Origin of the sequence: Pseudomonas sp. I8001, assembly GCF_013385345.1 — a bacterium.
Lineage (GTDB): Bacteria > Pseudomonadota > Gammaproteobacteria > Pseudomonadales > Pseudomonadaceae > Aquipseudomonas.
On the sequence record NZ_JACAQC010000011.1, the window covers coordinates 168,883 to 195,232 of the forward strand.

A 26,350-nucleotide genomic window follows, 5' to 3' on the forward strand; every position below is an offset into this window, starting at 1 on the left:
GGCCGACTATGGGCACTGAAACACTGGCGATCAGCAGCGTGCGAATGTTTCGTTATGCGTTTGGCTCGCTGCTGCTATTGGCAGGAACTGCATTGCTGGTGGCCCAAGGGCTGGCCTGGCTTGACCTGGAACCGCGCATCCTGCGTGCCTTGCAGGGCGGGGCCATCTGCGCGCTCGGCACCGCCCTGGGTGCCGTGCCGGTACTGGTGATCCGCCGGATGCCATTGGCGGTGAGCGACACGCTGCTCGGCTTCGGTGCCGGGGTGATGTTGGCCGCTACGGCGTTTTCGCTGATCGTGCCGGGTATTGCGGCTGCCCAAAGCCTGGGGCTGACGCCATGGGCCGCCAGTGGATTGATCAGTTTCGGCATCATGCTGGGCGCGTTCGGGCTGTATCTGGTGGATCGCAAGGTCTCCGGCGCCACCCCGGAAATGCTCGTGGGCAGTCCGGAGCATCCGGTGATACCGCCGCGTATCTGGCTGTTTGTGTTCGCCATCATTGCCCACAACATTCCCGAAGGCATGGCCGTGGGTGTCTCGGCAGGCGGCGGCATGCCGGATGCCGACAGCCTCGCCATGGGTATTGCCTTGCAGGATGTGCCGGAGGGACTGGTGATTGCGTTGGTGCTGGCCGGGGCAGGGATGTCGCGGGTCAAGGCGTTCCTGATCGGCGCAGCGTCAGGGCTGGTGGAGCCGGTGTTTGCGGTGCTGTGTGCCTGGCTGGTGAGCCTGGCTCAGGTGCTGTTGCCGCTGGGGCTGGCGCTGGCGGCCGGGGCAATGCTGCTGGTGGTGACTCACGAAGTCATTCCCGAGTCGCGGCGCAATGGCCATGACAAGCTCGCCAGCCTGGGGCTGTGTATCGGGTTTTGCTTGATGATGGTGATGGATACGGCGTTGGGCTGAGGCTGTCGCGCTTCTACAAGAAGCGCTTGCGGTAGTCGCTGGGGGTAACGCCCAGGCGGCGAACGAAGGCGCGCCGGAACCCATCAACATTGGCATAGCCGACCTGATCGGCCAGGCGTTTGAGCGAGACATTCGAGCCTTCGATCAGCCGCCGTGCCTGGTCGATACGTGCCAGCTCCACGAACTCGGCAGGGGTGAATCCACCCTCGGCCTTGAATACCCGGGCAAAGTTGCGTTCGCTCATGTCAGCGCGCTGGGCCAGCAATGCCACGCTCAGGTCTGCGGCCAGGTTGTCGACGATATAGGTCTGTATCTGGCGAATGTTCGTGCGCTCTGCGGTCTGTGCCGCCAGTTGGGCGCTGAACTGTGACTGGCCGCCCGGCCGTTTGAAGTACATCACCATCTCCCTGGCCACACTGAGCGCCAAATCCCGGCCGTGGTCCTCCTCGACTAACGCGAGCGCCAGATCCATACCGGCCGTCACACCGGCGGAGGTGTACAGGTTACCGTCGCGGATAAAAATGCTGTCCGGTTCGACCACGGCATCGGGGTATTGCCTGGCCAGCAATGCACTGGAATTCCAGTGCGTGGTGACGCGTCGCCCGACCAGCAAACCAGCAGCCCCCAGCACAAAAGCGCCACTGCAAACCGAGCCTATCCGCCGCACGCGCGTGGCCTGGTAGCGTACCCAGTCCCGCAGGTGGGCGTCGTGTGCCACGTCATTCACGCTGGGGCTTCCAGCGATCAGCAGCGTATCGATAGCCCCCTTGAACGTCTCGATGGAGTCATCCGTGGCCAGGCGAAGCCCATTGGTTCCCTTGATCTGCCCGGCGACGGTACCGATGACCGAGATCTTGTATGCACGGGAATTACCCAATTGCCTGGCCGCTTCAGCGAACACATCGGCAGGGCCGACGACATCCAGCATTTGCACGCGGGGAAATGCCAGGAGGGCAATTCGCATGGTGTCGGTCTCCGTAGTGGAAATGGCTGAAATCGTCGTTAAGCGACACTATAGGACAGAGGGGAGGTAGGCGACACTGTCCGTCACGTGCTTTATCGTTAACCGGAGACCCGCATGAGCATCTGTAACGCGCCACTTCCCCCCTTCGCTGTCGAATCGAGCGAGCGGTCGGGGTCCATCAAGAATCTTCCCATCAATTTGTTTGGCGCCGTGATGGGGTTGGCCGGCCTGAGCCTGGCCTGGCAGTCTGCCAGTGAATATGTGGCTTACGCGCAAATGATCGGAGCGGTCATTGGTGGGTTTGCCATTCTGGTGTTTATCGCACTGGTGGCGGGGTATCTCACCAAATGGGTTAAATACCCTGCGGCGGTCAAAGCCGAGTTCAATCACCCGATATCAGGAAATTTCTTTGGCACGGTGACGATCGCGTTGCTGCTGCTGTCGGCAGTCGTAGGCTCAGCTAGCACCCTGATCAGCCAGGGGCTTTGGATGCTGGGTAGCCTGCTGACCATGATCCTGGCGGCAATTGTGCTCTCGCGACTGTTGTCCGGTAATCAGGAGTCGCAATATGCGGTGCCTGCCTGGCTGATCCCGGGGGTGGCGGCGCTCGACATCGCGGTGACAGGTGCCCACATGCCCATGGCGTGGGCATACGAGTTCAATCTGTTCGCGATGGCGGTAGGGAGTGTGATTGCGCTGGTGTTCTTCACGCGAATTTTTTCACGTCTGGTTCACGAGCCGGTGATGGCCAAAGGTATGACACCTTCGCTGATGATACTTATCGCCCCCTTTGAAGTCGGCTTTCTGGCTTACACCAACTTCTTTGGCAGCGTCGACTACTTTGCCAGCGTGCTCTTCTACTTTGGCCTGTTCCTGTTTGGGGTGCTGGCATTCAAAGTATTCCGTCAGGCTGCGCCTTTTTCTCCTGCCTGGTGGGCAATCAGCTTTCCGATTGCGGCATTGAGCAACGCTGCGTTGAAATATGCCGATGCCAAAGGAGGCGTGATCCTGGAAGCGATTGCCTATCTGATCCTGGCTTTCCTGACGATCGCCCTGGCCGTACTGACGGTCAAGACGTTGAAGATTCTGTTCAACGGCAAACTGCTGTCCAACTGACGCAGGGGAGGGGCGATTACCTACTCGCCCTCATCAAAGAAATTATTGATCAACGCTACCAGGGCATCCATCGCTTCCTGCTCTTGCTCGCCTTCGGTCTTCAAATGAATCTTCGTGCCCTTGCCCGCAGCCAGCATCATCATGGCCATGATGCTTTTGCCGTCGACCATGGATTCCGGGGTGCGCCCGGCGCGGATCTGGCAAGGGAACTGCCCGGCGACGCCGACGAACTTGGCCGAGGCCCGGGCGTGCAGGCCCAGCTTGTTGATGATTTCAATTTCCAGAGCGGGCATCGCGGGGGTGTTCCTTTCAGCTGAGGTCGCGGTGGCGAACCTGGACGTTCTTGAGGGTTTGTTGCAGCACCTTGCCCAGGCGTTCGGTCAGGTAGACGGATCGGTGGTGGCCGCCGGTGCAGCCAATGGCGATGGTGACATAAGCCCGATTGCTGGCCGCAAAACGCGGCAGCCACTTGAGCAGGTAGCTGGAGATGTCCTGGTACATTTCCTCGACATCCGGTTGCGCCGCCAGGTACTCGGCCACAGGTTGGTCCAGCCCCGACTGATCGCGCAGTTCCGGCTTCCAGTACGGGTTGGGCAGGCAGCGCACATCGAACACCAGGTCGGCATCTACCGGCATGCCGCGCTTGAAACCGAACGACTCGACAAGGAACGCCGTGCCCGGCTCCGGCTGGTTCAGCAGACGCAGCTTGATCGCATCCCGCAGTTGATACAGGTTCAGGCTGGTGGTGTTGATCTTGAGGTCGGCCAGGTCAATGATTGGCCCCAGCAGTTTGGTCTCGTCCTCGATGGCTTCGGCCAGGGAGCGATGAGGGCTGCTCAACGGGTGGCGGCGACGGGTTTCGGAGAAGCGCTTGAGCAGGGTCTCTTCGTCGGCGTCCAGGTACAGCACATCGCAATGGATATGCTTGGCCCGCACTTCTTCGAGCAGTTCAGGAAAGCGTGTGAGGTGGCTGGGCAGGTTGCGGGCGTCGATCGACACGGCGACCAGCGGTTGCGCCAGCTCGGTATGAATCAGCGCGCGTTCCGCCAGTTCCGGTAGCAGGCCGGCGGGCAGGTTGTCGATGCAATAGAAGCCGTTGTCCTCAAGAACATTGAGGGCCGTGCTTTTACCTGAGCCGGAACGGCCGCTGACGATGATCAAACGCATGATTAATGCCCGTTTTGTTCATCCAGGACAACCTGGTAGAGCGCCTCATTGCTTGAGGCACTACGCAGTTTGTCGCGTACGTCCTTGCGGTCGAGCATGCTGGCGATCTGCCGAAGCAGTTCCAGGTGCGCATCAGTGGCAGCTTGCGGGACCAGCAACACGAACAGCAGGTCGACCGGCGCGCCGTCGATGGCGTCGAAATCGATAGGGGCGTCCAGGTGCAGCAGGGCGCTGACTGGAGACTCACAGCCTTGCAGGCGGCAGTGAGGAATGGCGATGCCGTTGCCAAAGCCGGTGGAGCCGAGCTTTTCACGGGCGATCAGGGCCTCGTACACAGCTTGCGTATCCAGTTCGGGCACTTCGCGGCCGATCAGGTTGGCAATTTGTTCGAGGGCGCGCTTTTTACTGCCGCCCGGCACGTTCACGAGGGAACGGCCGGGGGTCAGGATGGTTTCAAGTCGGATCATGGGTGGGGAGTGTTAGCGGCCAGTGCCTTGAAGAAGGCTCTGCTGCTTTTCCTTATGCTTTTTAAGTTGGCGGTCAAGCTTGTCTGTGAGCAAGTCGATTGATGCATACATGTCTTCATGTTCGGCATTGGCGACCACTTCGCCACCGGGTATCTGAAGTGTCGCTTCGATTTTCTGCTGAAGCTTGTCGACCTTCATGATGACCTGCACGTTGGTGATCTTGTCGAAATGGCCCTCAAGCTTCTTCAGCTTCAGCTCGACGTATTCGCGCAATGGAGGGGTGACTTCTACATGGTGTCCACTGATGTTGACTTGCATACAGCTTCTCCTTCGTTGCCAGTGCATAAAGCGGCGGGTAGGAATACCCGCCACTGGAACGCTATGGCCCGCCCGTCACATCAAACGCTTACGCTCGCTGGAAGGCGCGATCCCTAGGGACTCGCGGTACTTGGCGACGGTTCGACGGGCGACCTGAATGCCTTGTGCCTCCAGTAAACCAGCGATCTTGCTGTCACTCAACGGCTTTTTCTGATTTTCCGCGGCAACCAGTTTTTTGATGATCGCGCGGATCGCCGTGGACGAGCATTCGCCGCCTTCGGAGGTGCTGACGTGGCTGGAGAAAAAGTATTTCAGCTCATATATACCCCGTGGGGTATGCATGAATTTTTGCGTGGTCACCCGGGAAATAGTTGATTCGTGCATGCCCACCGCCTCGGCGATGTCGTGCAGTACCAGCGGCTTCATCGCTTCATCGCCGTATTCCAGGAAGCCGCGCTGGTGCTCGACGATCTGGGTGGCGACTTTCATCAGGGTTTCGTTGCGGCTTTGCAGGCTCTTGATGAACCAGCGGGCTTCCTGCAGTTGGTTACGCATGAAGGTGTTATCGGCGCTGGTGTCGGCGCGGCGCACAAAACCTGCGTATTGCGGATTGACCCGCAGGCGCGGCACCGATTCCTGGTTCAGCTCCACCAGCCACCGCTCATTGTCCTTGCGCACAATCACGTCGGGCACGACATATTCGGCTTCGCTGGACTCGATCTGCGAGCCCGGGCGCGGGTTGAGGCTCTGCACCAGCTCGATGATCTGGCGCAGGTCATCTTCCTTGAGCTTCATGCGGCGCATCAGCTGGCTGTAGTCGCGGCTGCCCAGCAGGTCGATGTAGTCGGTGACCAGGCGCTGCGCTTCGCTCAGCCAAGGCGTCTTGGCCGGCAATTGGCGCAGTTGCAGCAGCAGGCACTCGCTGAGGTTGCGGGCGCCGATGCCGGCCGGCTCGAATTGCTGGATGCGGTGCAGGACGGCTTCGATTTCGTCCAGTTCGATGTCCAGTTCCGGGTCGAACGCCTCGAGGATCTCCTCAAGGGTCTCGTCCAGGTAGCCCTGGTTGTTGATGCAATCGATCAGGGTCACGGCGATCAGGCGATCGGTATCGGACATCGGTGCCAGGTTCAGCTGCCAGAGCAAATGGCTTTGCAGGCTCTCGCCGGCTGATGTGCGGGTGGTGAAGTCCCACTCGTCGTCATCGTTGCTGGGCAGGCTGCTGGCGCTGGTCTGGTAGACGTCTTCCCAGGCGGTATCCACGGGAAGTTCGTTGGGAATGCGTTCGTTCCATTCGCCTTCCTCAAGGTTATCCACCGTAGGGGCGGTTTCCTGGTAGGAGGGTTCCTGTACGTCGGGGTTGGGCTTTTGCTCAATGTTGTCGGCCAGCGGGTCTGCATTATCGAAGTCGTCGCCTTCTTCCTGGCGTTCGAGCATCGGATTGGACTCCAGGGCCTCCTGGATTTCCTGTTGCAGGTCCAGGGTCGACAATTGGAGCAGGCGGATGGCCTGTTGCAGCTGCGGTGTCATCGTCAGCTGCTGGCCCATTCTCAGGACTAGCGATGGTTTCATGGCAGGGGCTTAACACCTTATTCGCCGGCGCAATGCGCCATCCACGACAGGGCGCGTGAGCGCCAAACATAAGCAAATTATATGCCTGATATCGGGGGCTTTGCCTAGAGCGCGGTAACAATAAAAATACTGAGGTTTTTATTGACTACCGCGCTCCATGGCGAATGGCCTGATACCACCGTGTTTACAGGCGGAACTCGTGACCCAGATACACTTCCTTGACCAGTTCGTTGGCCAGGATAGTGGCAGAGTCACCTTCGGCAATCAGCTGTCCATCGTTGACGATGTAGGCGGTTTCGCAGATATCGAGCGTCTCACGGACGTTGTGGTCGGTGATCAACACACCGATGCCCTTGGCCTTGAGATGATGGATGATCTGCTTGATGTCGCCGACCGAGATCGGGTCGACACCGGCGAAAGGTTCGTCCAGCAGGATGAACTTGGGCGCCGTGGCCAGCGCGCGGGCGATTTCCACACGACGACGCTCGCCGCCGGAAAGGCTCATGCCGAGGTTGTCGCGAATGTGGTTGATGTGGAATTCCTGCAGCAGGCTTTCCAGCTCTTTCTTGCGCCCGGCGCGGTCGAGTTCCTTGCGGGTCTCGAGGATGGCCATGATGTTGTCGGAAACCGACAGTTTGCGGAAGATCGATGCTTCCTGGGGAAGATAGCCGATACCCGCCTGCGCACGGCCGTGCATAGGCTGGTGGCTCACGTCCAGGTCGTCGATCAGGACGCGGCCTTGATCGGCCTGCACCAGGCCGACGATCATGTAGAAGCAGGTGGTCTTGCCGGCACCGTTGGGGCCGAGCAAGCCGACGATCTGGCCGCTGTCGATCGACAGGCTGACGTCACGCACGACCTGACGGCTTTTATAAGCCTTGGCCAGATGCTGGGCTTTCAGGGTTGCCATTAATTCGCCTTCTTCGCGTCGGGTTTCGGCGCCGGCTGGGCTGCGCCCGGTTTCTGCTTCGGCTGGATAACCATGTCGATACGCGGCTTCGGCGTGCTGATTTTCGAGCCGGTAGCACGGCCGGCCTGGGCGATCTGCTTCACCGTGTCGTAGACGATTTTTTCGCCGTCGGTGGTGTTGCCGTCATTGATGACCCGGGCCTGGTCGATCAGCACGATGCGGTTTTGCTGGGCGTGGTACTGGATCGTCTTGCCATAGCCTTTGACCGGCGTAGGGTCGCCCACTTTCTGCAGTTGTTCGAAATACGCCAGGTTGCCCACCGAAGTGACCACGTCGATATCGCCTGCCGGGGTACGAGTCAGTGTCACGGTGTTACCCGTCACTTTCATCGAGCCCTGGGTGATGATCACGCTGCCGGTGTAGGTCGCGATACCTTGCTTGTCATCCAGCTGCGCATCGTCAGCCTGAATGTGGATCGGTTGCTGGCTATCGTTCGGCAGAGCCCAGGCGCTCACGCTTCCCAGTGCTGCGCCCAGGCCGAGCAAAATAGGGAGGGTTTTAACGAGCCTCATACTGTCCTCTTACGTTCGATAGCAGGTGTATCCTGCTTTCTTTCAAATACGCTTTCATTCCCTTGCCAGTCGATACACCGCCAGCGCCGTCAATTCTAACGTCTTGCTCGGTCTGCGCATATTGCTTCTGTGGGAATACGGTCATGCGACTGCTGGTAATAATGGTGTCGCGGTTCTTGGCGTCAGTGCGGGCTACCCGCACCGAGTCAATCAGTTCCACTTGGGTGCCGTCCGGGTTGACCTCGCCACGCTCGCTGGTGACGTGCCACGGAAATTCGGCGCCGCGGTACAGGTTCATGTCCGGCTTGGTCAGCAAAGTGACCTCGGATGCCTTCAAGTGTTCGACCTTGTCGGAGGTCATTTCATACTGGACCTTGCCATCGGGCAGGTACTGGATGCTGTGGGCGTTGATGGCGTAATAGTCGATAGCACTCTCGTCAACCTGTGCAACCGGCTTGTCGAGGAAGCGCTCCGGGCTGATATTCCAGTAGCCGACCGCGAGGAAAACCGCGGCGATGACTGCAAGTATCAGGAAATTGCGAATCTTTTTACTCAGCATAAAACGCTCTATAGGTAGGCGGCGTGGGCCGCTTCAAGGCTGCCTTGGGCGCGCAGAATCAACTCGCAGAACTCGCGGGCGGCGCCTTCGCCGCCGCGGGCGGTGGTTACACCATGGGCGTGTTCGCGAACGAACGCCGCCGCATTGGCCACGGCCATGCCCAGGCCGACCCGGCGAATCACCGGCAGGTCGGGTAAATCGTCACCCAGGTACGCAACCTGCTCATAGCTTAGGTTGAGTTGGCCAAGAAGCTCGTCCAGAACCACCAGTTTATCCTCGCGGCCCTGATACAGGTGAGGAATACCCAGGTTTTGTGCGCGGCGTTCCACAACCGGGGTCTTGCGACCGCTGATGATGCCGGTTTGCACGCCCGCCGCCATCAGCATCTTGATGCCCTGGCCGTCGAGGGTGTTGAACGTCTTGAATTCGCTGCCGTCTTCCAGAAAGTACAGGCGGCCATCCGTCAGCACGCCGTCGACGTCGAAAATCGCCAGCTTGATGTGCTTGCCCCGTTGCATCAGGTCGGTGGTCATCTACATCACTCCCGCACGCAGCAAGTCGTGCATGTTCAGGGCGCCAACCGGACGGTCGTCGCTGTCGACCACCACCAGCGCCAGGATCTTGTGGTCTTCCATGATCTTCAGTGCTTCGGCCGCGAGCATGTCAGGGCGTGCGGTCTTGCCGTGAGGCGTCATGACTTCGTCGATGGTGGCGGTCTGGATGTCGAGGTTGCGGTCCAGGGTGCGGCGCAGGTCGCCGTCGGTGAAGACCCCGGCCAGCCGCCCGTCGGACTCCAGGATTACGGTCATGCCCAGGCGCTTGAGGGTCATTTCCATCAAGGCATCTTTCAGCAAGGTGCCGCGTGGCACTTGTGGCAGCTCGTCGCCGGCGTGCATGACGTTTTCCACTTTCAGCAGCAGGCGACGGCCAAGGGCGCCGCCCGGGTGGGAAAACGCGAAGTCTTCGGCGGTAAACCCGCGGGCTTCCAGCAATGCCACGGCCAGCGCATCGCCCATGACCAGGGCAGCGGTGGTGGAGGAGGTCGGTGCCAGGTTCAGCGGGCAGGCCTCGTGGGCAACGTGCACGTTCAAATTCACTTCGGCGGCTTTTGCCAGCGTCGAGTCCGGGTTGCCGGTCACGCTGATCAGCTGGATACCCAGGCGCTTGATCAGCGGCAGCAGGGTCACGATTTCGTTGGTGGTGCCGGAGTTGGACAGTGCCAGGATGATGTCGTCCCGGGTGATCATGCCCATGTCGCCGTGGCTGGCTTCGGCCGGATGCACGAAGAACGCGGTGGTCCCGGTGCTCGCCAGGGTGGCGGCGATCTTGTTGCCGACATGCCCGGATTTGCCCATGCCGACCACCACTACGCGGCCCTTGCTGGCCAGAATCATCTCGCAGGCGCGTACGAAATCCGCGTCGATATGGGCCAGCAAGCCTTCTACGGCTTCAAGCTCGAGGCGGATGGTGCGTTGTGCGGATTGAATAAGGTCGCTGGATTGGCTCATGTCTGAAATCGTATAGCCTGACGAAAAGTCGGCGATTATAACGGTAATGATCAATTCCCTCACACAAGTTCGTCAGGCTTTATTCAATACACCCGTGGTTGAGATTGAACCTCAGCCAGGATTTTTTAGCTGTCCTGTTTCTGAACAAGCTCTGTTCCGGCCTTGGGGGCGCTGTACCAGCAGTGATATAGTTCGCGGCCAGTTCGGTCCGCACGGCCTTTTTGTCTATTCGGCGCAAGCATTTGTCGAAAACAAAGTGTCTGAGTGAAAGGCTGCATCCCAAGGAGTTTAGATGAGTGCCGATAACGCCTACGCGGTCGAGCTGAAGGGCCTTTCCTTCAAGCGCGGTACGCGCAGCATCTTCAATAATGTGGATATTCGCATTCCCCGCGGCAAAGTCACGGGCATCATGGGGCCTTCCGGCTGCGGCAAGACTACGCTGCTGCGCCTGATGGGCATGCAATTGCGCCCCTCCGCCGGTGAAGTCTGGGTCAATGGCCAGAACCTGCCGACCCTTTCGCGCAGTGACCTGTTCGATGCCCGCAAACACATGGGCGTCCTGTTCCAGAGCGGCGCGTTGTTTACCGATCTCGATGTTTTCGAAAACGTGGCGTTCCCGCTGCGGGTGCATACACAGCTGTCCGATGAAATGATTCGTGACATTGTGTTGCTGAAATTGCAGGCCGTCGGGCTGCGCGGTGCTATCGATTTGATGCCCGACGAGTTGTCCGGAGGCATGAAGCGTCGTGTCGCCCTGGCGCGTGCCATCGCCCTCGACCCGCAGATTCTCATGTACGACGAGCCTTTCGTTGGCCAGGACCCGATTGCCATGGGGGTGCTGGTACGCCTGATCCGCCTGCTCAATGATGCGTTGGGTATCACCAGTATCGTGGTTTCCCACGACCTGGCCGAGACCGCGAGCATTGCCGACTACCTATATGTAGTGGGCGATGGCCAGGTGCTGGGGCAGGGCACGCCTGAAGAACTGATGAACGCAGACAACCCGCGCATTCGCCAATTCATGACCGGCGATCCCGATGGCCCGGTGCCTTTTCACTTTCCGGCAGCGGACTACCGCTCAGATCTTCTGGGGAAGCGCTGATGCGCAAGACATCATTACTCGAAAAGGTTCGCCTTTTCGGTCGCTCCGGCATCGATATCATCGGTGTGCTGGGGCGTTCGACGATTTTCCTGTTTCATGCCTTGCTCGGCCGCGGCGGTATTGGCGGCGGTTTCGGCCTGCTGATCAAGCAACTGCACTCCGTGGGCGTGATGTCCCTGGTGATCATCGTGGTCTCCGGGGTGTTCATCGGCATGGTGCTGGCGCTGCAAGGCTTCAATATCCTCTCCAGCTACGGGTCCGAGCAGGCTGTTGGGCAGATGGTTGCCCTGACGCTGTTGCGTGAGTTGGGCCCGGTGGTGACCGCTCTCCTGTTTGCCGGGCGTGCCGGTTCGGCACTGACGGCCGAAATCGGCAACATGAAGGCCACCGAGCAGCTGTCCAGCCTGGAAATGATCGGCGTCGATCCACTCAAGTACATTGTTGCCCCGCGCCTGTGGGCCGGCTTCATCTCCCTGCCACTGCTGGCGATGGTATTCAGCGTGGTCGGGATCTGGGGCGGTTCATGGGTGGCGGTTGACTGGTTGGGCGTCTACGACGGTTCCTACTGGGGCAACATGCAAAACAGCGTGACCTTCAGCGGCGACGTGCTCAATGGCATCATTAAAAGCATCGTCTTCGCCTTTGTAGTGACCTGGATCGCCGTATTCCAAGGCTATGACTGTGAGCCCACCTCAGAAGGGATCAGTCGCGCCACCACCAAGACCGTTGTGTACGCCTCGCTGGCGGTACTGGGCCTTGACTTCATTTTGACCGCCTTGATGTTTGGAGATTTCTGATGCAAAACCGCACTGTGGAAATCGGTGTCGGCCTTTTCTTGCTGGCTGGCATCCTGGCTTTACTGTTGCTCGCCCTGCGAGTCAGCGGCCTATCGGCCAGCCCCACCGCCGATACTTATAAACTTTACGCCTACTTCGACAATATCGCCGGTTTGACTGTCAGAGCTAAAGTGACCATGGCGGGTGTAACCATCGGCAAGGTCACGGCAATCGATCTGGACCGCGACAGCTTCACCGGCCGTGTGACCATGCAGGTGGACAAGAAGGTAGATAACCTGCCGACTGACTCCACTGCGTCTATCCTCACCGCTGGCCTGCTGGGCGAGAAGTACATCGGCATCAGCGTCGGCGGGGAATCTGCCCTGCTCAAGGATGGTTCGACCATTCATGACACACAGTCGTCGTTGGTGCTGGAGGACTTGATCGGTAAATTCCTGCTCAATACCGTCAATAAAGACGCCAAATGAGGAATGTGTTCATGATCTCTACTTTGCGACGTGGCCTGTTGGTACTGCTCGCGGCACTGCCGTTGATGGCTAACGCCGCTGCCGGCGGTTCTGCGCATGACCTGGTGCAGGACACCACCAACAAGATGTTGGCTGACCTGAGTGCCAACAAGGAAAAGTACAAGCAGGACCCGAGTCAGTTCTATAACGCGCTGAACACGATTGTCGGGCCTGTTGTCGATGCTGAAGGTATTTCCAAAAGCATCATGACCGTCAAGTACTCGCGCAAGGCTACGCCTGCGCAGATGCAGACATTCCAGGAAAACTTCAAGAAGGGCTTGTTCCAGTTCTACGGCAATGCCCTGCTGGAGTACAACAACCAGGGGATTACCGTCGCCCCTGCCGGGGATGAGTCGGGTGACCGCACCAGCGTCAACATGAGCGTCAAGGGCAACAACGGCGCGGTCTACCCTGTGCAGTACACGCTCGAGAAGGTCAACGGCGAGTGGAAACTGCGTAACGTGATCATCAACGGCATCAACATTGGCAAGCTGTTCCGTGACCAGTTCGCGGATGCCATGCAGCGCAATGGCAACGACCTGGACAAAACCATCAACGGTTGGGCCGGTGAAGTGGCCAAGGCCAAGGAAGAAACCGACAAAGCTGCCGGGAAGCCTGCCCAATGACCGAGTCGGCCATTCGCCTTGGCGAGTCCGGTGAGCTGTTGCTCAGCGGCGTGCTGGATTACAGCACTGGACCCGCCCTGCGCAAGCAGGGCCAGGCGCTGATCAATGCCAGTACCGCTCCTGCGCTGGTGCTGGATTGCTCGGCGGTGGTGAAGTCCAGCAGCGTCGGCTTGTCGTTGCTGCTGTGTTTCATGCGCGATGCGCAGGCCGTCAAAAAGCCGGTGAGCATTCGTGCATTGCCCGAAGACATGCGTGAAATCGCTGAGGTTTCCGGTCTGACCGAGCTGTTGGCGCATCCTTAATACACATTATTAAAGAAGCCCCCCGTCAGAGTCCTGCTATGCGGGGTTCGCAGGCGCGGGGCTTTTTTGTATGATGTGCGACCCGCGCGCACTGGGCGCCCATAGAGGTTGATCATGCAGGCCCTAGAAGTTAAAAGCTTCCTTGAAGGAAAGCTGCCCGAAACTAATGTTGAAGTTGAGGGCGAAGGCTGCAATTTCCAGCTGAACGTGATTAGCGATGAACTGGCGGCATTGAGCCCGGTCAAGCGTCAGCAGCAGATCTATGCCCATTTGAACCCGTGGATCACCGATGGCAGCATCCATGCGGTCACTATGAAATTTTTCAGCCGCGCGGCCTGGGCCGAGCGCACCTGAGCCCCCAAGGCGTCGAGATTCTTATGGATAAATTGATTATTACCGGCGGTGCTCGTCTTGATGGCGAGATCCGTATTTCCGGGGCGAAGAACTCCGCCCTGCCGATCCTGGCAGCGACCTTGCTGTGCGATGGCCCGGTTACCGTGGCCAACCTGCCGCACCTGCATGACATCACCACCATGATCGAGTTGTTCGGTCGCATGGGCATCGAGCCGGTGATCGACGAGAAACTCAGCGTCGAAATCGACCCGCGCACCATCAAGACCCTGATCGCACCGTACGAGCTGGTGAAAACCATGCGCGCCTCGATCCTGGTCCTGGGCCCGATGGTTGCCCGGTTCGGCGAAGCCGAAGTCGCACTGCCTGGCGGTTGCGCCATCGGTTCGCGTCCGGTGGACCTGCACATCCGTGGCCTCGAAGCCATGGGTGCAACCATTGACGTCGAAGGCGGCTACATCAAGGCCAAGGCGCCGGAAGGCGGCCTGCGTGGCGCAAACTTCTTCTTTGATACCGTCAGTGTGACCGGTACCGAGAACATCATGATGGCCGCTGCCCTGGCCAATGGCCGCAGCGTGCTGCAAAACGCCGCGCGCGAGCCGGAAGTGGTCGACCTGGCCAACTTCCTGATCGCCATGGGTGCCAACATCACCGGCGCCGGCACCGACACCATCACCATTGATGGCGTGAAACGCCTGCATTCGGCTACCTACAAGGTGATGCCGGACCGCATCGAGACCGGTACCTATCTGGTCGCGGCTGCCGTCACCGGTGGCCGTGTCAAGGTCAAGGACACTGATCCGACCATCCTCGAAGCCGTCCTGGAAAAACTCAAGGAAGCCGGCGCCGAGATCACCACCGGTGAAGACTGGATCGAGCTGAACATGCATGGCAAGCGGCCAAAAGCCGTTAACGTGCGTACCGCTCCGTACCCGGCGTTCCCGACCGACATGCAGGCGCAGTTCATTTCCCTGAACGCGATTGCCGAAGGCACCGGTGCCGTGATCGAGACCATCTTCGAAAACCGCTTCATGCACGTGTACGAGCTGCACCGCATGGGCGCCAAGATCCAGGTCGAAGGCAACACCGCCATCGTGACCGGCATCGAGAAGCTCAAGGGCGCGCCAGTGATGGCTACCGACCTGCGTGCCTCCGCCAGCCTGGTGATCTCGGCGTTGTGCGCTGACGGCGACACCCTCATCGACCGCATCTACCACATAGACCGTGGTTACGAGTGCATCGAAGAGAAGCTGCAGATGCTCGGCGCGAAAATCCGCCGCGTACCGGGCTAGTTCCAGGAACTGCAAACACGTTCATTGTGGCGAGGGAGCTTGCTCCCGCTGGACTGCGCAGCAGTCCCAGTCTTTTTAAACAAAGATCAGGGCCGCTTCGCGCCCCAGCCGGAGCAAGCTCCCTCGCCACATGACGATGTATGCTATTAGCTGATTGGTTTCAAGTCGAGGCTGTAATGGCCTCGATCTGTGTCTGGCGCCGATTGCGACCGGACAGCAATAGCCTGATGAAGGACTGACGTTTCCCATGTTGACCATCGCACTGTCCAAGGGCCGCATCCTTGACGACACTTTGCCGCTTCTGGCTGAAGCGGGCATCGTGCCGACCGAGAATCCGGACAAGAGCCGCAAGCTGATCATCCCCACGACCCAGGACGACGTTCGCCTGCTGATCGTGCGTGCCACCGATGTGCCAACCTACGTTGAACATGGCGCGGCCGACCTCGGCGTCGCGGGCAAAGACGTGTTGATGGAATACGGCGGCCAGGGCCTGTACGAGCCGCTGGACCTGCGTATCGCCCTGTGCAAGCTGATGACCGCCGGCCGTGTCGGTGACGTCGAGCCTAAAGGCCGCCTGCGGGTGGCGACCAAGTTCGTCAACGTTGCCAAGCGTTACTACGCCGAGCAAGGCCGCCAGGTCGACATCATCAAGCTTTACGGCTCGATGGAGTTGGCACCGCTGATCGGCCTGGCCGACAAGATCATCGACGTGGTCGATACCGGCAACACCCTGCGCGCCAACGGCCTGGAGCCCCAGGACTTTATCGCCGACATCAGCTCCCGGCTGATCGTCAACAAAGCTTCGATGAAAATGCAGCACGCCCGTATCCAGGCGTTGATCGACACCCTGCGCAAGGCAGTGGAGTCTCGACACCGCGGTTGACTCACCCGCGCGGCCCCAAGCCGCGCCCGTCTATCCGCCTCATAGCCAGAATTCTCAGGTGCCCAAGCGGATCGACTGCTAACTTTCGGCGCCTGAGCATTTTTGCCATTCCTATGAGGCCCTCGCTATGACCACGTCCACTGCAATTGCCCGACTCAACGCTGCCGACCCGGATTTCGCCCATCATCTGGATCATCTGCTGAGCTGGGAAAGCGTGTCCGACGATTCGGTCAACCAGCGGGTGCTCGACATCATCAAGGCCGTGCGCGAGCGCGGTGACGCGGCGCTGGTTGATTTTACCCGGCAGTTCGATGGCCTGGATGTCGCCTCCATGGCCGACCTGATCCTGCCCCGCGAACGCCTGGAACTGGCCTTGACCCGCATCACCGCGCCCCAGCGCGAAGCCCTGGAAGTGGCGGCCGCGCGGGTGCGCAGCTACCACGAGAAACAGAAACAGGATTCCTGGAGCTACACCGAGGCCGACGGCACCGTACTGGGCCAGAAGGTCACGCCGCTGGACCGTGCTGGCCTGTACGTGCCGGGCGGCAAAGCGTCGTACCCGTCCTCGGTACTGATGAACGCGATTCCGGCCAAGGTGGCCGGCGTGACCGAAGTGGTCATGGTGGTGCCTACCCCGCGCGGCGAAATCAACGAACTGGTGCTGGCAGCGGCCTGCATCGCGGGCGTTGATCGCGTGTTCACCATCGGTGGCGCCCAAGCGGTAGCGGCCCTGGCCTACGGTACCGAAAGCGTGCCGAAGGTCGACAAGGTGGTTGGCCCGGGCAACATCTACGTGGCCACGGCCAAGCGCCATGTATTTGGCCAGGTCGGCATCGACATGATCGCCGGCCCTTCGGAAATCCTCGTGGTGTGTGACGGCCAGACCGACCCGGACTGGATCGCCATGGACCTGTTCTCCCAGGCCGAGCACGACGAAGACGCCCAGGCGATCCTGGTCAGCCCGGACGCCGAATTCCTGGACAAGGTCGCCGCCAGCATCGCCAAGCTGCTGCCGACCATGGAGCGCGCCGAGATCATCGAGAAGTCGATCAATGGCCGTGGCGCCCTGATCCTGGTCCGCGACATGGAGCAGGCCATCGAAGTGGCCAACCGTATCGCCCCGGAACACCTGGAGTTGTCCGTCGCCGACCCACAAGCCTGGCTGCCGCTGATTCGCCACGCCGGCGCGATCTTCATGGGCCGCCACACCAGCGAAGCCCTGGGCGACTACTGCGCAGGTCCCAATCACGTGCTGCCCACGTCGGGCACTGCGCGGTTCTCCTCGCCGCTGGGCGTATATGACTTCCAGAAGCGCTCGTCGATCATCTTCTGCTCGCCAGAGGGCGCGTCGGAGTTGGGCAAGACCGCTTCCGTGCTGGCCCGTGGCGAGTCGCTGACCGCCCACGCCCGCAGCGCCGAATACCGCATCGTTGACGATAAGCAGGGGAACTGAAACATGAGCAAATTCTGGAGCCCGCTCGTCAAGGATCTCGTGCCTTACGTGCCCGGTGAGCAACCGAAGCTGACCAAGCTGGTAAAACTCAACACCAATGAAAACCCCTACGGCCCATCGCCCAAGGCGCTGGCTGCCATGCAGGCCGAGCTGAACGACAATCTGCGTTTGTACCCGGACCCCAACAGCGACCTGCTCAAGCAGGCGGTGGCCAAGTACTACGGGATCGACGCGGGCAAGGTGTTCCTCGGCAACGGCTCCGATGAAGTCCTGGCGCACATCTTCCACGGTTTGTTCCAGCACGACCTGCCGCTGCTGTTCCCGGACATCAGCTACAGCTTCTACCCGGTGTACTGCGGCCTGTACCGCATTGCCTTCGACGCAGTGCCGCTGGATGAACAGTTCCAGATCCGCGTGTCGGACTACGCCAGGCCCAACGGCGGGATCATCTTCCCGAACCCGAACGCGCCGACCGGTTGCGTGATGGCGCTGGACGCCGTGGAGCAAATCCTCAAGGCCAGCCCGGACTCGGTGGTGGTGGTCGATGAAGCCTATATCGACTTCGGCGGCGAGACCGCCATCAGCCTGGTGGACCGTTACCCGAACCTGCTGGTGACCCAGACCCTCTCCAAGTCGCGCTCCCTGGCCGGTTTGCGGGTGGGCCTGGCCGTGGGCCACCCGGACCTGATCGAGGCGCTGGAGCGGGTCAAGAACAGCTTCAACTCCTACCCGCTGGACCGTCTGGCGATTGTCGGCGCGGCCGCCGCTTTTGAAGACCGCGAATACTTCCGGAACACCTGCAAGTTGGTGATCGATAGCCGTGAAAAGCTGGTGGCGCAACTGCAGGCCAAGGGGTTTGAAGTACTGCCGTCGGCGGCCAACTTCATCTTTGCCCGGCATCCAGGGCACGACGCTGCCGGGCTGGCGGCCAAGGTGCGGGAGCAGGGGGTGATTGTGCGGCACTTCAAGCAGGAGCGGATTGCCCAGTTCCTGCGGATCAGTATTGGCACGCCTGAGCAGAACCAGGCGCTGATCGATGCGTTGGGCGAGCTGTAAGCCACACTGAAACTCAAAAAAATGTGGGAGCGGGCTTGCTCGCGAATGCGGTGGTTCAGTCACTGATGTGCTGAATGACACACTGCATTCGCGAGCAAGCCCGCTCCCACATTGGTTTTGCGTTGGCAGTTAGATCAGCGGCTCATCCGGCTTCCTGTTCTTCCAGCCGTCATTGCCCGGCAGCAGCAGATTCAACGCAATCGCTACCACCGCACACAGGGCGATGCCCTTCAGGCCAAAGTCATCCGGGCCAGTGCCGGTGCCTACCAGCACACCGCCAATCCCGAACACCAGGGTCACCGACACAATCACCAGGTTGCGCGCTTCGCCAAGGTCGATCTTGTGGCGGATCAGGGTGTTCATCCCCACTGCGGCAATCGAGCCGAACAGCAGGCACAGAATCCCGCCCATTACCGGGACTGGAATGCTTTGCAGCAGCGCGCCGAACTTGCCGATAAACGCCAGGCTGATGGCAAACACCGCCGCCCAGGTCATGATCTTCGGGTTGTAGTTCTTGGTCAGCATCACCGCGCCCGTCACTTCCGCGTAGGTCGTGTTGGGCGGGCCGCCGAACAGGCCGGCAGCGGTGGTGGCGATCCCGTCACCCAGCAGGGTGCGGTGCAGGCCAGGCTTCTTCAGGTAGTCGCGACCGGTCACGCTGCCCACCGCAATCACACCACCGATGTGTTCGATCGCCGGGGCCAGGGCCACCGGGACGATAAACAGGATCGCCTGCCAGTTGAATTCCGGCGCGGTGAAGTGGGGCAGGGCGAACCACGGTGCGGCGGCGATCTTCGCGGTGTCGACTACGCCGAAGTAGAACGACATGGCGAAACCCACCAGCACGCCGGAGATGATCGGCACCAGGCGGAAAATGCCTTTGCCGAACACCGCCACGATCAACGTGGTCAGCAGCGCCGGCATCGAGATCAGCATGGCGGTCTGGTAGTGGATCAACTCGCTGCCGTCACCGGCCTTGCCCATCGCCATATTGGCCGCAATCGGCGCCATGGCCAGGCCAATGGAAATGATCACCGGCCCGATCACCACCGGCGGCAGCAGCCGGTCGATGAAACCGGTGCCCTTGATCTTCACGGCCAGGCCCAGGAAGGTGTAAACGAAGCCGGCCGCCATCACGCCGCCCATGGTCGCCGCGAGGCCGAACTGGCCCTTGGCGAGAATGATCGGGGTGATAAACGCAAAGCTCGACGCCAGGAACACCGGTACCTGGCGCCCGGTAACCACCTGGAACAACAAGGTGCCCAAGCCTGCGGTAAACAGGGCGACGTTTGGATCGAGACCGGTGATCAGCGGCATCAACACCAGCGCGCCAAATGCTACGAAGAGCATCTGTGCGCCAGACAGGATCTGGCGCCAAAGCGGGTCGTTGAACTCATCCTGCATGGTCACGCGTCCTTCTGCTTGGTACCGAAGATCTTGTCGCCGGCATCGCCCAGGCCCGGGATGATGTAGCCATGTTCATTCAGGCGTTCATCGATGGATGCGGTGTAGATCAACACGTCCGGGTGGGCTTTCTCGACGGCGGCGATGCCTTCGGGAGCGGCCACCAGCACCATGGCGCGGATGTCCTTGCAACCGGCTTTTTTCAGCAGGTCGATGGTGGCAACCATGGAGCTGCCGGTGGCGAGCATCGGGTCGATGATCATCGCCAGGCGCTCGTCGATTTCCGGTACCAGTTTTTCCAGGTAGGTGTGGGCCTGCAGCGTCTCTTCGTTGCGGGCCACGCCTACGGCGCTGACCTTGGCACCCGGGATCAGGCTGAGCACGCCTTCGAGCATGCCGATACCGGCACGCAGGATCGGCACCACGGTAATCTTCTTGCCGGCGATTTTCTCGACCTGGACGGGACCACACCAACCGGCGATCTCGTAGTTTTCCAGGGGCAGGTCTTTGGTCGCCTCGTAGGTGAGCAGCGCTCCGACTTCCTGAGCAAGCTCACGGAAGTTCTTCGTGCTAATGTCGGCGCGGCGCATAAGGCCGAGTTTATGTCGGATCAGCGGATGGCGGATCTCACGGATGGGCATGGGGAAAGGCTCCGGCGGCGGGCAAAAAAACCGGCCTAGATTAATCTATCCGAGGGTGTTGTCCTATAGACATCTAGTACGTTAGTCCATTAAGGCTTGAACGTTGGGCCTCACATGCGTACCTTTGCCCGCTTTTCTTGCCACAGCACCCCCTTGGAGAGCGCCATGTCCGCTGATCTCGAGCATATCCGTCAAATCATGCGCGAGGCTGACTGCCTGTACACCGAAGCGCAAGTCGAAGAGGCCATCGCCAAGGTCGGCGCGCACATCTCCCGTGAAATGGCCGACACCAACCCGGTGGTCTTTTGCGTGATGAACGGTGGCCTGATTTTCGCCGGTAAATTGCTCACCCACCTGCAATTCCCGCTGGAAGCGTCCTACCTGCACGCCACTCGCTATCGCAATGAAACCAGTGGCGGCGACCTGTTCTGGAAAGCCAAGCCGGAAGTCTCGTTCATCGACCGCGACGTGCTGATCATCGACGACATCCTCGACGAAGGTCACACCCTGGGCGCGATCATCGACTTCTGCAAACACGCCGGCGCGCGCAAGGTGCACACTGCCGTGCTGATCGACAAGGACCACGACCGCAAGGCCCGTCCGGACCTGAAAGCCGATTACGTGGGCCTGCCGTGCATTGACCGTTACATCTTCGGTTACGGCATGGACTACAAAGGCTACTGGCGCAACGCCAATGGGATCTACGCCGTCAAAGGGATGTAAGCGGGATTCAGGCGCAGGGTTGTCATGCTATCGTGCTTGGCCCCTGCGTCTGGAGCTGTTCATGAGCCTGTTGATTCGCACCTGCGCCGCCCTGGCGCTGACCCTCAGTTTGCCCCTGGCGGCTGCTCCGGCGCCGCTGCACAGCCAATTCCTGCCGCCCGACGACCTGACCCTGCGCGCCGAAACCCCGGACCAGCAGCAATTGCTGCAAGTCACCGAGTATTCGGTGGTGGTGGGTAACCAGCGCCAATCCACCCAGCAGCCGATCCCGGTGACCTCGCCGTTGATGATCCGCCTCAAGGGCAAGTCCCTGAACAAAGGCGCGACCATCGCCCAGGTGATCCTCAACTTTGATGCTGAAAGCAAAAGCCTGAAAAAGCCGGTGTTCGACGACAAAAGCAAAACCCTGACCTTGTCGTATCCGGTGACCCAGTATCGGGTGATCGTCGACTTGTTGCGCAATGACACGGTCTATGTGCAATTCCTCACTTACGCCAACGGCCATATCTGGGCCGATTTGCACACCGGGGCGGTGCGCGCCAAATAATCCAGCCGACGCGCATTCGGCGGTGTAAATACAGTCAATGTGGGAGCTGGCTTGCCTGCGATAGCGGTGGGTCCGTTGGCCCATCTGTTACTGATGCACCGCTATCGCAGGCAAGCCGGCTCCCACATTGGTTCGCGTAGCTTTCGAAGCCGCGGTGCCGCAGGTAAACTGCTTTTCCCGTGTAAATGTCTGCAGGCTGGAGTCGGTAATGCGTAAAGATAAGAAACAGGTGATTGGTGATGAAATCGGCGACGAGCAAATCAAGCTGTTCCTGGATTTCGAGCCGGTAGACGCCACTTCGCCGTCCCTGCACAAACTGATCAAGGCCTACCGCGGCCTGCGTATCGACGACTTCGAACGCTTCCTGGTTTTCTTCAAGGAAGCCGGCCTGGACCTCGATGGCAAGGATGAGCATGGCCTGACCTTCGTTGAAGTGATCAAGGACCAGCGCAACGCCGCCGAGTACATCGAGCTGATCGAACAAGCTCGCGGCTGATTGTTGCGGACGAAAAAAAACGCCCCGTTAGGGGCGTTTTTCGTTCCCACGCTCTGCGTGGGAATGCATCAACTGACGCTCTGCGTCACGACGCTCAAGCGTAGCTTTCGGTCTCGCTGCTCTGCTCAACCAGTTCCAGGCTGATGTTGTTCTGCGTGTTGATCTTGCGATACAGCTCGGCATCGGTCTCCAGGACCTTTTCCCGAGCCGGGAAGATCTCGTGCAGCTTGGCGGCCCACTCACCGGCGGCTTTCGTCGGGAAGCAGCGTTCGATCAGTTCCAGCATGATCGACACGGTCACCGAAGCACCTGGAGACGCGCCGAGCAGGGCGGCCAGCGAACCGTCCTTGGCCGCAACCAGTTCGGTACCGAATTGCAGCACGCCGCCTTTCTTCGGGTCTTTCTTGATGATCTGCACCCGTTGGCCGGCCACTTCCAGGCGCCAGTCTTCGGCTTTTGCCTCAGGGTAGAAGCGACGCAGGGATTCCAGGCGCTGCTCCATGGACTGGCGCACCTCGCTGACCAGGTACTTGGTCAGGTCCATGTTGTCCCGGGCCACGGCCAGCATCGGGCCGATGTTGCCGGCACGAATCGACATGGGCAGGTCAAGGAACGAGCCGTGCTTGAGGAACTTGGTGGTGAAACCGGCGTATGGCCCGAACAGCAGGGATTTCTTGCCGTCGACCACACGGGTGTCGAGGTGCGGCACCGACATCGGTGGCGAACCCACGGCCGCCTGGCTGTAGACCTTGGCCTGGTGGTGCTTGACCACTTCCGGGTTGTCGCAACGCAGCCACTGGCCGCTGACCGGGAAGCCGCCGAAGCCCTTGCTTTCCTCGATGCCCGAGGCTTGCAACAGCGGCAGGGCCGCGCCACCGGCGCCGAGGAACACGAACTTGGCGTCCACATCACGGGAATTGCCGCTGTTGACGTCCTTGATGCTCACGGTCCAGCCGGCGCCGTTGCGCTTGAGGCCGGTGACGCGCTTGCTGTACTTGACCTGGGCATCCGGGGCGCTGGTCAGGTGCGAGAGCAACTGGTTGGTCAGGGCGCCGAAGTTGACGTCGGTGCCGTTCATCACGCGGGTGGCGGCGATTTTTTCGTCCAGCGGGCGGCCGGGCATCATCAGCGGCATCCACTCGGCCATCTCGCTGCGGTCTTCGGTGTAGTGCATGTCCGAGAACGCGTGGTGCTGGCTGAGGGTTTCAAAGCGCTTCTTGAGGAACGACACGCCTTTCTCGCCCTGTACGAAGCTCAGGTGCGGCACGGGGCTGATAAAGGATTTGGACGAGCCAAAGGTGCCTTTCTTGGTCAGGTAGGCCCAGAACTGCTTCGACACCTCGAATTGGGTGTTGATGTGCACGGCTTTCTTGATGTCGATGGAGCCGTCGGCGGCCTGCGGTGTGTAGTTCAGCTCACACAGCCCGGCGTGGCCGGTACCGGCGTTGTTCCACGGGTTGGAACTTTCCGCGGCACCCGAATCCATCAGCTCAACGACTTCCAGCTTGAGGCCGGGGTCGAGCTCTTTGAGCAGTACGGCGAGGGTGGCACTCATGATGCCCGCACCTACCAGTACTACGTCGACTGCTTCGTTATGCGCCATTTAACGCGTCTCCAAAATCTGCAGCACCAAATTGACGGCATGGCTGCCAGGAGTGACGGGGCGGTTCACGTGATGCCCCAGGTTACCCATGGCCAGGATCGCCATGTCCGATTCTTCGCAATTTATCGCAAGCGGACGCTGCCGACCGGGCCTGATCTGCGTATGAACGCATTTAAGGGCGCCTGTGGCAATTCGACTTATGGTCAAGCTCGTCCGATCGTGCAACCAAATCCGTAGCGGACAGGCTTCAAGCTCCGGTTCTTGAGGAGTGCTCGGTCCTGTGTGGTGGGGCTGTTCCAGACGCTGATGGTGCTTGTACAAACGCAAAACTATTCATTTGCTCGCCACACTCTTGTGAAGTTGTGAAAACCCGTTTTTTTCACGCTCTTTTGAAGACGTGAACCTCAAAAAAGGGCTGCCCCAGCCTGGCACCTGGCCCGAAATCACTGCCGGCAAGCGGCAAAACGGGCAAACAACTCAAGTGGCCGAGCGCATGGCAGCTCTGGCAGATTCGGGTAAAGACGATGGTTTGCAGAGAAAACAGCAAGCTCGCCAGCTTCACACGATCTGTGTGGGCGGCTCTCTGTGGGCGGTGCGGGGGAGCTAATACAAGTGCATTAGCGATGCTGCGAGGCCCGATCAGGAGACGTCCTTATAATCGGGGGGAGATTGTAGCGAAGAAATGCGCGCAAATGGACGTGTTTAATGACTTTTATTAGCAGTCTGGTCAGGAGGCCAACGCGTGCCGTGCCTGTGGCTGCGAAACCCGGGGGCTGACGCGCGCGCTGGCGGGCAGCGGACGGTGCATCCAGCTCAGGCGGGTCTCTTCGACTTCGACCCAGCCTTCACCGACGGGCGGCAGGCTGCACTGCTTGAAAGCCTGGCAGCAGCCTTGGGCGTCGAGCAGGGCAAAGTGGCGATGGCTGGCGTGGGAAAAGAACAAAGATTTGAGAAGGCGCATGGCTGTGTACCCGGTTCGTTACATGCTGCGAAGGTTGGCAGTCTGGCATGACATTGAGGTGACGGTTCTGTGTGAAAATTGTAATTTCGCCGACAGTTCAGGCGCCGTTCAGGAATTCTGGTGAGTGGCGAGCGCTCACCGTTATACTGGCGCCCTGTTTGCATCTAGTCCTGGAGAAATGAGTATGTTGCAACGCCTGTTGTTCGGTTTGATCACTGTGACCAGTTTGACCCTGGTTGGCTGCGCCCACAGCCCGCAACAACTCAGCCCGCAACCGAAAATCACCACCCAGCTGGCGCCTGTCGGCCATGGCCAGCCGGTGTCGGTGCGTGTGGTTGACGGGCGTCCGTCGCCGACCCTCGGCACCCGTGGCGGCCTGTACCCGGAAACCAGCGCCATCACGGTGACCGGTGCGGACGTGCTGCCCAAGCTGCAAGCCCAGGCCGAAGCGGCCGTGCGCCTGTTGGGCTTCACCCCTTCCAACTCGCCAGGTGCGCCACAACTGACCATCACCCTGGCCGAGCTGAAGTATCAGTCGCCCAAGGAAGGCCTGTACGTGACTGAAGCCACCATCGGCGCGACCTTCAAGTCCGACGTGACTGCCGGTACCCGTCGCTACAGCGGCCGTTACGGCGCATCCCTGGACCAGCGCTTCGGCATGGCGCCGAACCAGGAAACCAACACCAAGCTGGTCAGCGACGTGTTGAGCGATGCCCTGACGCGCCTGTTCAAGGACCCGAGCATCGGTTCGCTGCTCAGCTCGCAGTAACCGTCAGGCGGGCGCGGAGCGCCCCAGTCGGCATTCCTTTGCGGCGCGTGGGAACGATGACCGGGCTCAGCGATGAGCCCGGTTTTTTTACGCCTGCCGTTTTCATGCAGCCGTTTCGACATAAAAGTCCAGCACACTCACGCCAGTGAGCAAGTCCAACTCCGGCAGGTCGGCATGTTGATGCCCGCCGAGGGCGCAATACACCAGCCAGTGGCGGTCCTGCACATTGAACGCGAGGCCGCCCACCAGCGCCTCTTGCTCATCACTTGGGGCAATCAGATACAGCCGATCCTGGTTCTGCGCGTGCAACATGACAAGCTCCCTTGCTTTCGAAGGGCAACAGAGTGGCTTGTTAAGGTGACGTTCAGGTGACGCTGTAAATTACTGGATACATTAGCCGTCAATGGGGAAGGAGTAATGACGCGCAGGCGGCGCATATCATTCAGGTTTGTATCTGGATTGATACCAAGACACTGATACATCGAGGTTTGCGATGTCGCTGACCGCACTACTGCTCAATTCCCTTGCCCTGTTACTGGCCTGCCCGGCGGCATGGCTGCTGTTTGTCACGCGCCTGCATGAACAGCGCGCGATGGCCCGCCTTGCCGCGCAAAGCGAACTGCGTGCCATTGATCAGCCAATGCTGTATCTGGACGTGTTGACGCAGCGTACCTATCGCCTGTTCTACCGGTTGGGGTTTGCCTGTCTGGGGCTGGCGTTGCTGGTGTCCTTTCTTAGTACCCGATTGTAGGAACACCCTAAAAACAACTGTGGGAGCGGGCTTGC

General features: G+C 60.1%; 33 protein-coding genes. 17 read left to right on the forward strand and 16 right to left on the reverse strand.

What is annotated here, in order from left to right:
* Positions 1-8: 8 nt before the first annotated feature.
* Positions 9-902 (forward strand): ZIP family metal transporter, encoded by an 894-nt coding sequence (locus tag HX839_RS11805; protein WP_003216102.1) that lies wholly within the window; start codon positions 9-11, stop codon positions 900-902.
* A 13-nt stretch (positions 903-915) separates the two neighbouring features.
* Here HX839_RS11805 and HX839_RS11810 read toward each other — a convergent pair whose 3' ends face one another.
* A complete protein-coding gene (locus HX839_RS11810) occupies positions 916-1,866 on the reverse strand; it encodes a GlxA family transcriptional regulator (RefSeq protein ID WP_177067075.1) in 951 nt (316 codons plus the stop codon).
* Between the two features lie 114 nt (positions 1,867-1,980).
* On the opposite strand from HX839_RS11810, the gene HX839_RS11815 reads away from it, so the two are divergent.
* Entirely contained in the window at positions 1,981-2,982 is a 1,002-nt protein-coding gene (locus HX839_RS11815) for an SLAC1 anion channel family protein (RefSeq protein WP_102369902.1), read from the forward strand.
* Between the two features lie 20 nt (positions 2,983-3,002).
* Here HX839_RS11815 and HX839_RS11820 read toward each other — a convergent pair whose 3' ends face one another.
* From HX839_RS11820 to HX839_RS11865, 10 genes are all read right to left on the reverse strand, one after another.
* The gene (locus tag HX839_RS11820) at positions 3,003-3,275 is read right to left on the reverse strand and encodes an HPr family phosphocarrier protein (RefSeq protein WP_003216108.1); all 273 of its coding nucleotides are present in this window, start codon (positions 3,273-3,275) and stop codon (positions 3,003-3,005) included.
* A 16-nt stretch (positions 3,276-3,291) separates the two neighbouring features.
* Positions 3,292-4,149 (reverse strand): RNase adapter RapZ, encoded by an 858-nt coding sequence (rapZ, locus tag HX839_RS11825; RefSeq protein WP_003216111.1) that lies wholly within the window; start codon positions 4,147-4,149, stop codon positions 3,292-3,294.
* A 2-nt stretch (positions 4,150-4,151) separates the two neighbouring features.
* Complete coding sequence (gene ptsN / locus HX839_RS11830) at positions 4,152-4,616, reverse strand: PTS IIA-like nitrogen regulatory protein PtsN (protein WP_003216114.1); 465 nt, start codon at positions 4,614-4,616, stop codon at positions 4,152-4,154.
* A 12-nt stretch (positions 4,617-4,628) separates the two neighbouring features.
* Entirely contained in the window at positions 4,629-4,934 is a 306-nt protein-coding gene (gene hpf, locus HX839_RS11835) for a ribosome hibernation-promoting factor, HPF/YfiA family (protein WP_003216115.1), read from the reverse strand.
* A gap of 75 nt (positions 4,935-5,009) precedes the next feature.
* On the reverse strand, positions 5,010-6,503 hold the full coding sequence (locus HX839_RS11840) for an RNA polymerase factor sigma-54 (protein WP_003216117.1): 1,494 nt from the start codon (positions 6,501-6,503) through the stop codon (positions 5,010-5,012).
* A gap of 184 nt (positions 6,504-6,687) precedes the next feature.
* The gene (gene lptB, locus HX839_RS11845) at positions 6,688-7,413 is read right to left on the reverse strand and encodes an LPS export ABC transporter ATP-binding protein (protein ID WP_003216119.1); all 726 of its coding nucleotides are present in this window, start codon (positions 7,411-7,413) and stop codon (positions 6,688-6,690) included.
* The gene (lptA, locus tag HX839_RS11850) at positions 7,413-7,985 is read right to left on the reverse strand and encodes a lipopolysaccharide transport periplasmic protein LptA (RefSeq protein ID WP_023659193.1); all 573 of its coding nucleotides are present in this window, start codon (positions 7,983-7,985) and stop codon (positions 7,413-7,415) included. Before lptA ends, lptB begins: the two co-directional genes overlap by 1 nt.
* Positions 7,972-8,544, reverse strand: coding sequence for an LPS export ABC transporter periplasmic protein LptC (gene lptC / locus HX839_RS11855; RefSeq protein WP_003216122.1), 573 nt, complete (start codon positions 8,542-8,544; stop codon positions 7,972-7,974). The genes lptA and lptC overlap by 14 nt, the downstream gene beginning before the upstream one ends.
* Before the next feature lie 8 nt (positions 8,545-8,552).
* Positions 8,553-9,077, reverse strand: coding sequence for an HAD family hydrolase (locus HX839_RS11860; RefSeq protein WP_003216124.1), 525 nt, complete (start codon positions 9,075-9,077; stop codon positions 8,553-8,555).
* Complete coding sequence (locus tag HX839_RS11865) at positions 9,078-10,052, reverse strand: KpsF/GutQ family sugar-phosphate isomerase (RefSeq protein ID WP_003216126.1); 975 nt, start codon at positions 10,050-10,052, stop codon at positions 9,078-9,080. It lies immediately after the preceding gene.
* A 292-nt stretch (positions 10,053-10,344) separates the two neighbouring features.
* Between HX839_RS11865 and HX839_RS11870 the strand changes: the two genes are divergently transcribed.
* The 10 genes from HX839_RS11870 to hisC all read left to right on the forward strand — a co-directional run bounded on the left by HX839_RS11870 (position 10,345) and on the right by hisC (position 18,420).
* The gene (locus HX839_RS11870) at positions 10,345-11,154 is read left to right on the forward strand and encodes an ATP-binding cassette domain-containing protein (RefSeq protein WP_003216128.1); all 810 of its coding nucleotides are present in this window, start codon (positions 10,345-10,347) and stop codon (positions 11,152-11,154) included.
* Positions 11,154-11,951: a lipid asymmetry maintenance ABC transporter permease subunit MlaE gene (gene mlaE / locus HX839_RS11875; RefSeq protein ID WP_003216131.1), complete on the forward strand. Its 798-nt coding sequence runs from the start codon at positions 11,154-11,156 to the stop codon at positions 11,949-11,951. The genes HX839_RS11870 and mlaE overlap by 1 nt, the downstream gene beginning before the upstream one ends.
* Positions 11,951-12,418, forward strand: a complete 468-nt coding sequence (gene mlaD, locus HX839_RS11880) for an outer membrane lipid asymmetry maintenance protein MlaD (RefSeq protein WP_003216133.1) — start codon at positions 11,951-11,953, stop codon at positions 12,416-12,418. The genes mlaE and mlaD overlap by 1 nt, the downstream gene beginning before the upstream one ends.
* A gap of 11 nt (positions 12,419-12,429) precedes the next feature.
* The gene (locus tag HX839_RS11885) at positions 12,430-13,083 is read left to right on the forward strand and encodes a phospholipid-binding protein MlaC (protein WP_003216135.1); all 654 of its coding nucleotides are present in this window, start codon (positions 12,430-12,432) and stop codon (positions 13,081-13,083) included.
* A complete protein-coding gene (locus tag HX839_RS11890; protein ID WP_003216137.1) occupies positions 13,080-13,385 on the forward strand; it encodes a lipid asymmetry maintenance protein MlaB in 306 nt (101 codons plus the stop codon). Before HX839_RS11885 ends, HX839_RS11890 begins: the two co-directional genes overlap by 4 nt.
* Positions 13,386-13,499: 114 nt before the next feature.
* Positions 13,500-13,739, forward strand: a complete 240-nt coding sequence (locus HX839_RS11895) for a BolA family protein (protein WP_008434291.1) — start codon at positions 13,500-13,502, stop codon at positions 13,737-13,739.
* Positions 13,740-13,762: 23 nt separating this feature from the next.
* Entirely contained in the window at positions 13,763-15,028 is a 1,266-nt protein-coding gene (gene murA, locus HX839_RS11900; RefSeq protein ID WP_003216140.1) for a UDP-N-acetylglucosamine 1-carboxyvinyltransferase, read from the forward strand.
* A gap of 247 nt (positions 15,029-15,275) precedes the next feature.
* Positions 15,276-15,911 (forward strand): ATP phosphoribosyltransferase, encoded by a 636-nt coding sequence (gene hisG / locus HX839_RS11905; RefSeq protein ID WP_003188599.1) that lies wholly within the window; start codon positions 15,276-15,278, stop codon positions 15,909-15,911.
* A gap of 127 nt (positions 15,912-16,038) precedes the next feature.
* Positions 16,039-17,364 carry a histidinol dehydrogenase gene (gene hisD / locus HX839_RS11910; protein WP_008434283.1) on the forward strand — a complete coding sequence of 442 codons (1,326 nt, stop codon included), beginning with the start codon at positions 16,039-16,041 and terminating at the stop codon, positions 17,362-17,364.
* Between the two features lie 3 nt (positions 17,365-17,367).
* Entirely contained in the window at positions 17,368-18,420 is a 1,053-nt protein-coding gene (gene hisC / locus HX839_RS11915; protein WP_003216145.1) for a histidinol-phosphate transaminase, read from the forward strand.
* Positions 18,421-18,549: 129 nt separating this feature from the next.
* On the opposite strand, the gene HX839_RS11920 is transcribed toward hisC, so the two are convergent.
* Both HX839_RS11920 and upp read right to left on the reverse strand, forming a co-directional pair.
* A complete protein-coding gene (locus HX839_RS11920; RefSeq protein ID WP_087692860.1) occupies positions 18,550-19,824 on the reverse strand; it encodes a uracil-xanthine permease family protein in 1,275 nt (424 codons plus the stop codon).
* A gap of 2 nt (positions 19,825-19,826) precedes the next feature.
* Positions 19,827-20,465, reverse strand: coding sequence for a uracil phosphoribosyltransferase (upp, locus tag HX839_RS11925; RefSeq protein WP_003216149.1), 639 nt, complete (start codon positions 20,463-20,465; stop codon positions 19,827-19,829).
* Between the two features lie 165 nt (positions 20,466-20,630).
* Between upp and HX839_RS11930 the strand changes: the two genes are divergently transcribed.
* The 3 genes from HX839_RS11930 to HX839_RS11940 all read left to right on the forward strand — a co-directional run bounded on the left by HX839_RS11930 (position 20,631) and on the right by HX839_RS11940 (position 22,231).
* The gene (locus HX839_RS11930; protein ID WP_003216150.1) at positions 20,631-21,188 is read left to right on the forward strand and encodes a hypoxanthine-guanine phosphoribosyltransferase; all 558 of its coding nucleotides are present in this window, start codon (positions 20,631-20,633) and stop codon (positions 21,186-21,188) included.
* A gap of 61 nt (positions 21,189-21,249) precedes the next feature.
* Positions 21,250-21,735 carry a hypothetical protein gene (locus tag HX839_RS11935; RefSeq protein WP_008434279.1) on the forward strand — a complete coding sequence of 162 codons (486 nt, stop codon included), beginning with the start codon at positions 21,250-21,252 and terminating at the stop codon, positions 21,733-21,735.
* Positions 21,736-21,943: 208 nt separating this feature from the next.
* Positions 21,944-22,231, forward strand: a complete 288-nt coding sequence (locus tag HX839_RS11940; protein ID WP_003216153.1) for a PA4642 family protein — start codon at positions 21,944-21,946, stop codon at positions 22,229-22,231.
* A 94-nt stretch (positions 22,232-22,325) separates the two neighbouring features.
* Here the strand turns inward: HX839_RS11940 and mqo are convergent, their stop codons facing one another.
* A complete protein-coding gene (mqo, locus tag HX839_RS11945) occupies positions 22,326-23,834 on the reverse strand; it encodes a malate dehydrogenase (quinone) (RefSeq protein ID WP_003216154.1) in 1,509 nt (502 codons plus the stop codon).
* A 727-nt stretch (positions 23,835-24,561) separates the two neighbouring features.
* Positions 24,562-24,795: a hypothetical protein gene (locus HX839_RS11950; RefSeq protein WP_003216156.1), complete on the reverse strand. Its 234-nt coding sequence runs from the start codon at positions 24,793-24,795 to the stop codon at positions 24,562-24,564.
* A gap of 184 nt (positions 24,796-24,979) precedes the next feature.
* Here HX839_RS11950 and HX839_RS11955 point away from each other — a divergent pair, with 184 nt between their 5' ends.
* Positions 24,980-25,564, forward strand: coding sequence for a YajG family lipoprotein (locus HX839_RS11955; protein ID WP_003216157.1), 585 nt, complete (start codon positions 24,980-24,982; stop codon positions 25,562-25,564).
* Positions 25,565-25,666: 102 nt separating this feature from the next.
* Here HX839_RS11955 and HX839_RS11960 read toward each other — a convergent pair whose 3' ends face one another.
* On the reverse strand, positions 25,667-25,876 hold the full coding sequence (locus HX839_RS11960; RefSeq protein WP_008434269.1) for a hypothetical protein: 210 nt from the start codon (positions 25,874-25,876) through the stop codon (positions 25,667-25,669).
* Positions 25,877-26,057: 181 nt separating this feature from the next.
* On the opposite strand from HX839_RS11960, the gene HX839_RS11965 reads away from it, so the two are divergent.
* Positions 26,058-26,315: a hypothetical protein gene (locus HX839_RS11965; protein ID WP_003216159.1), complete on the forward strand. Its 258-nt coding sequence runs from the start codon at positions 26,058-26,060 to the stop codon at positions 26,313-26,315.
* Positions 26,316-26,350: the final 35 nt, after the last annotated feature.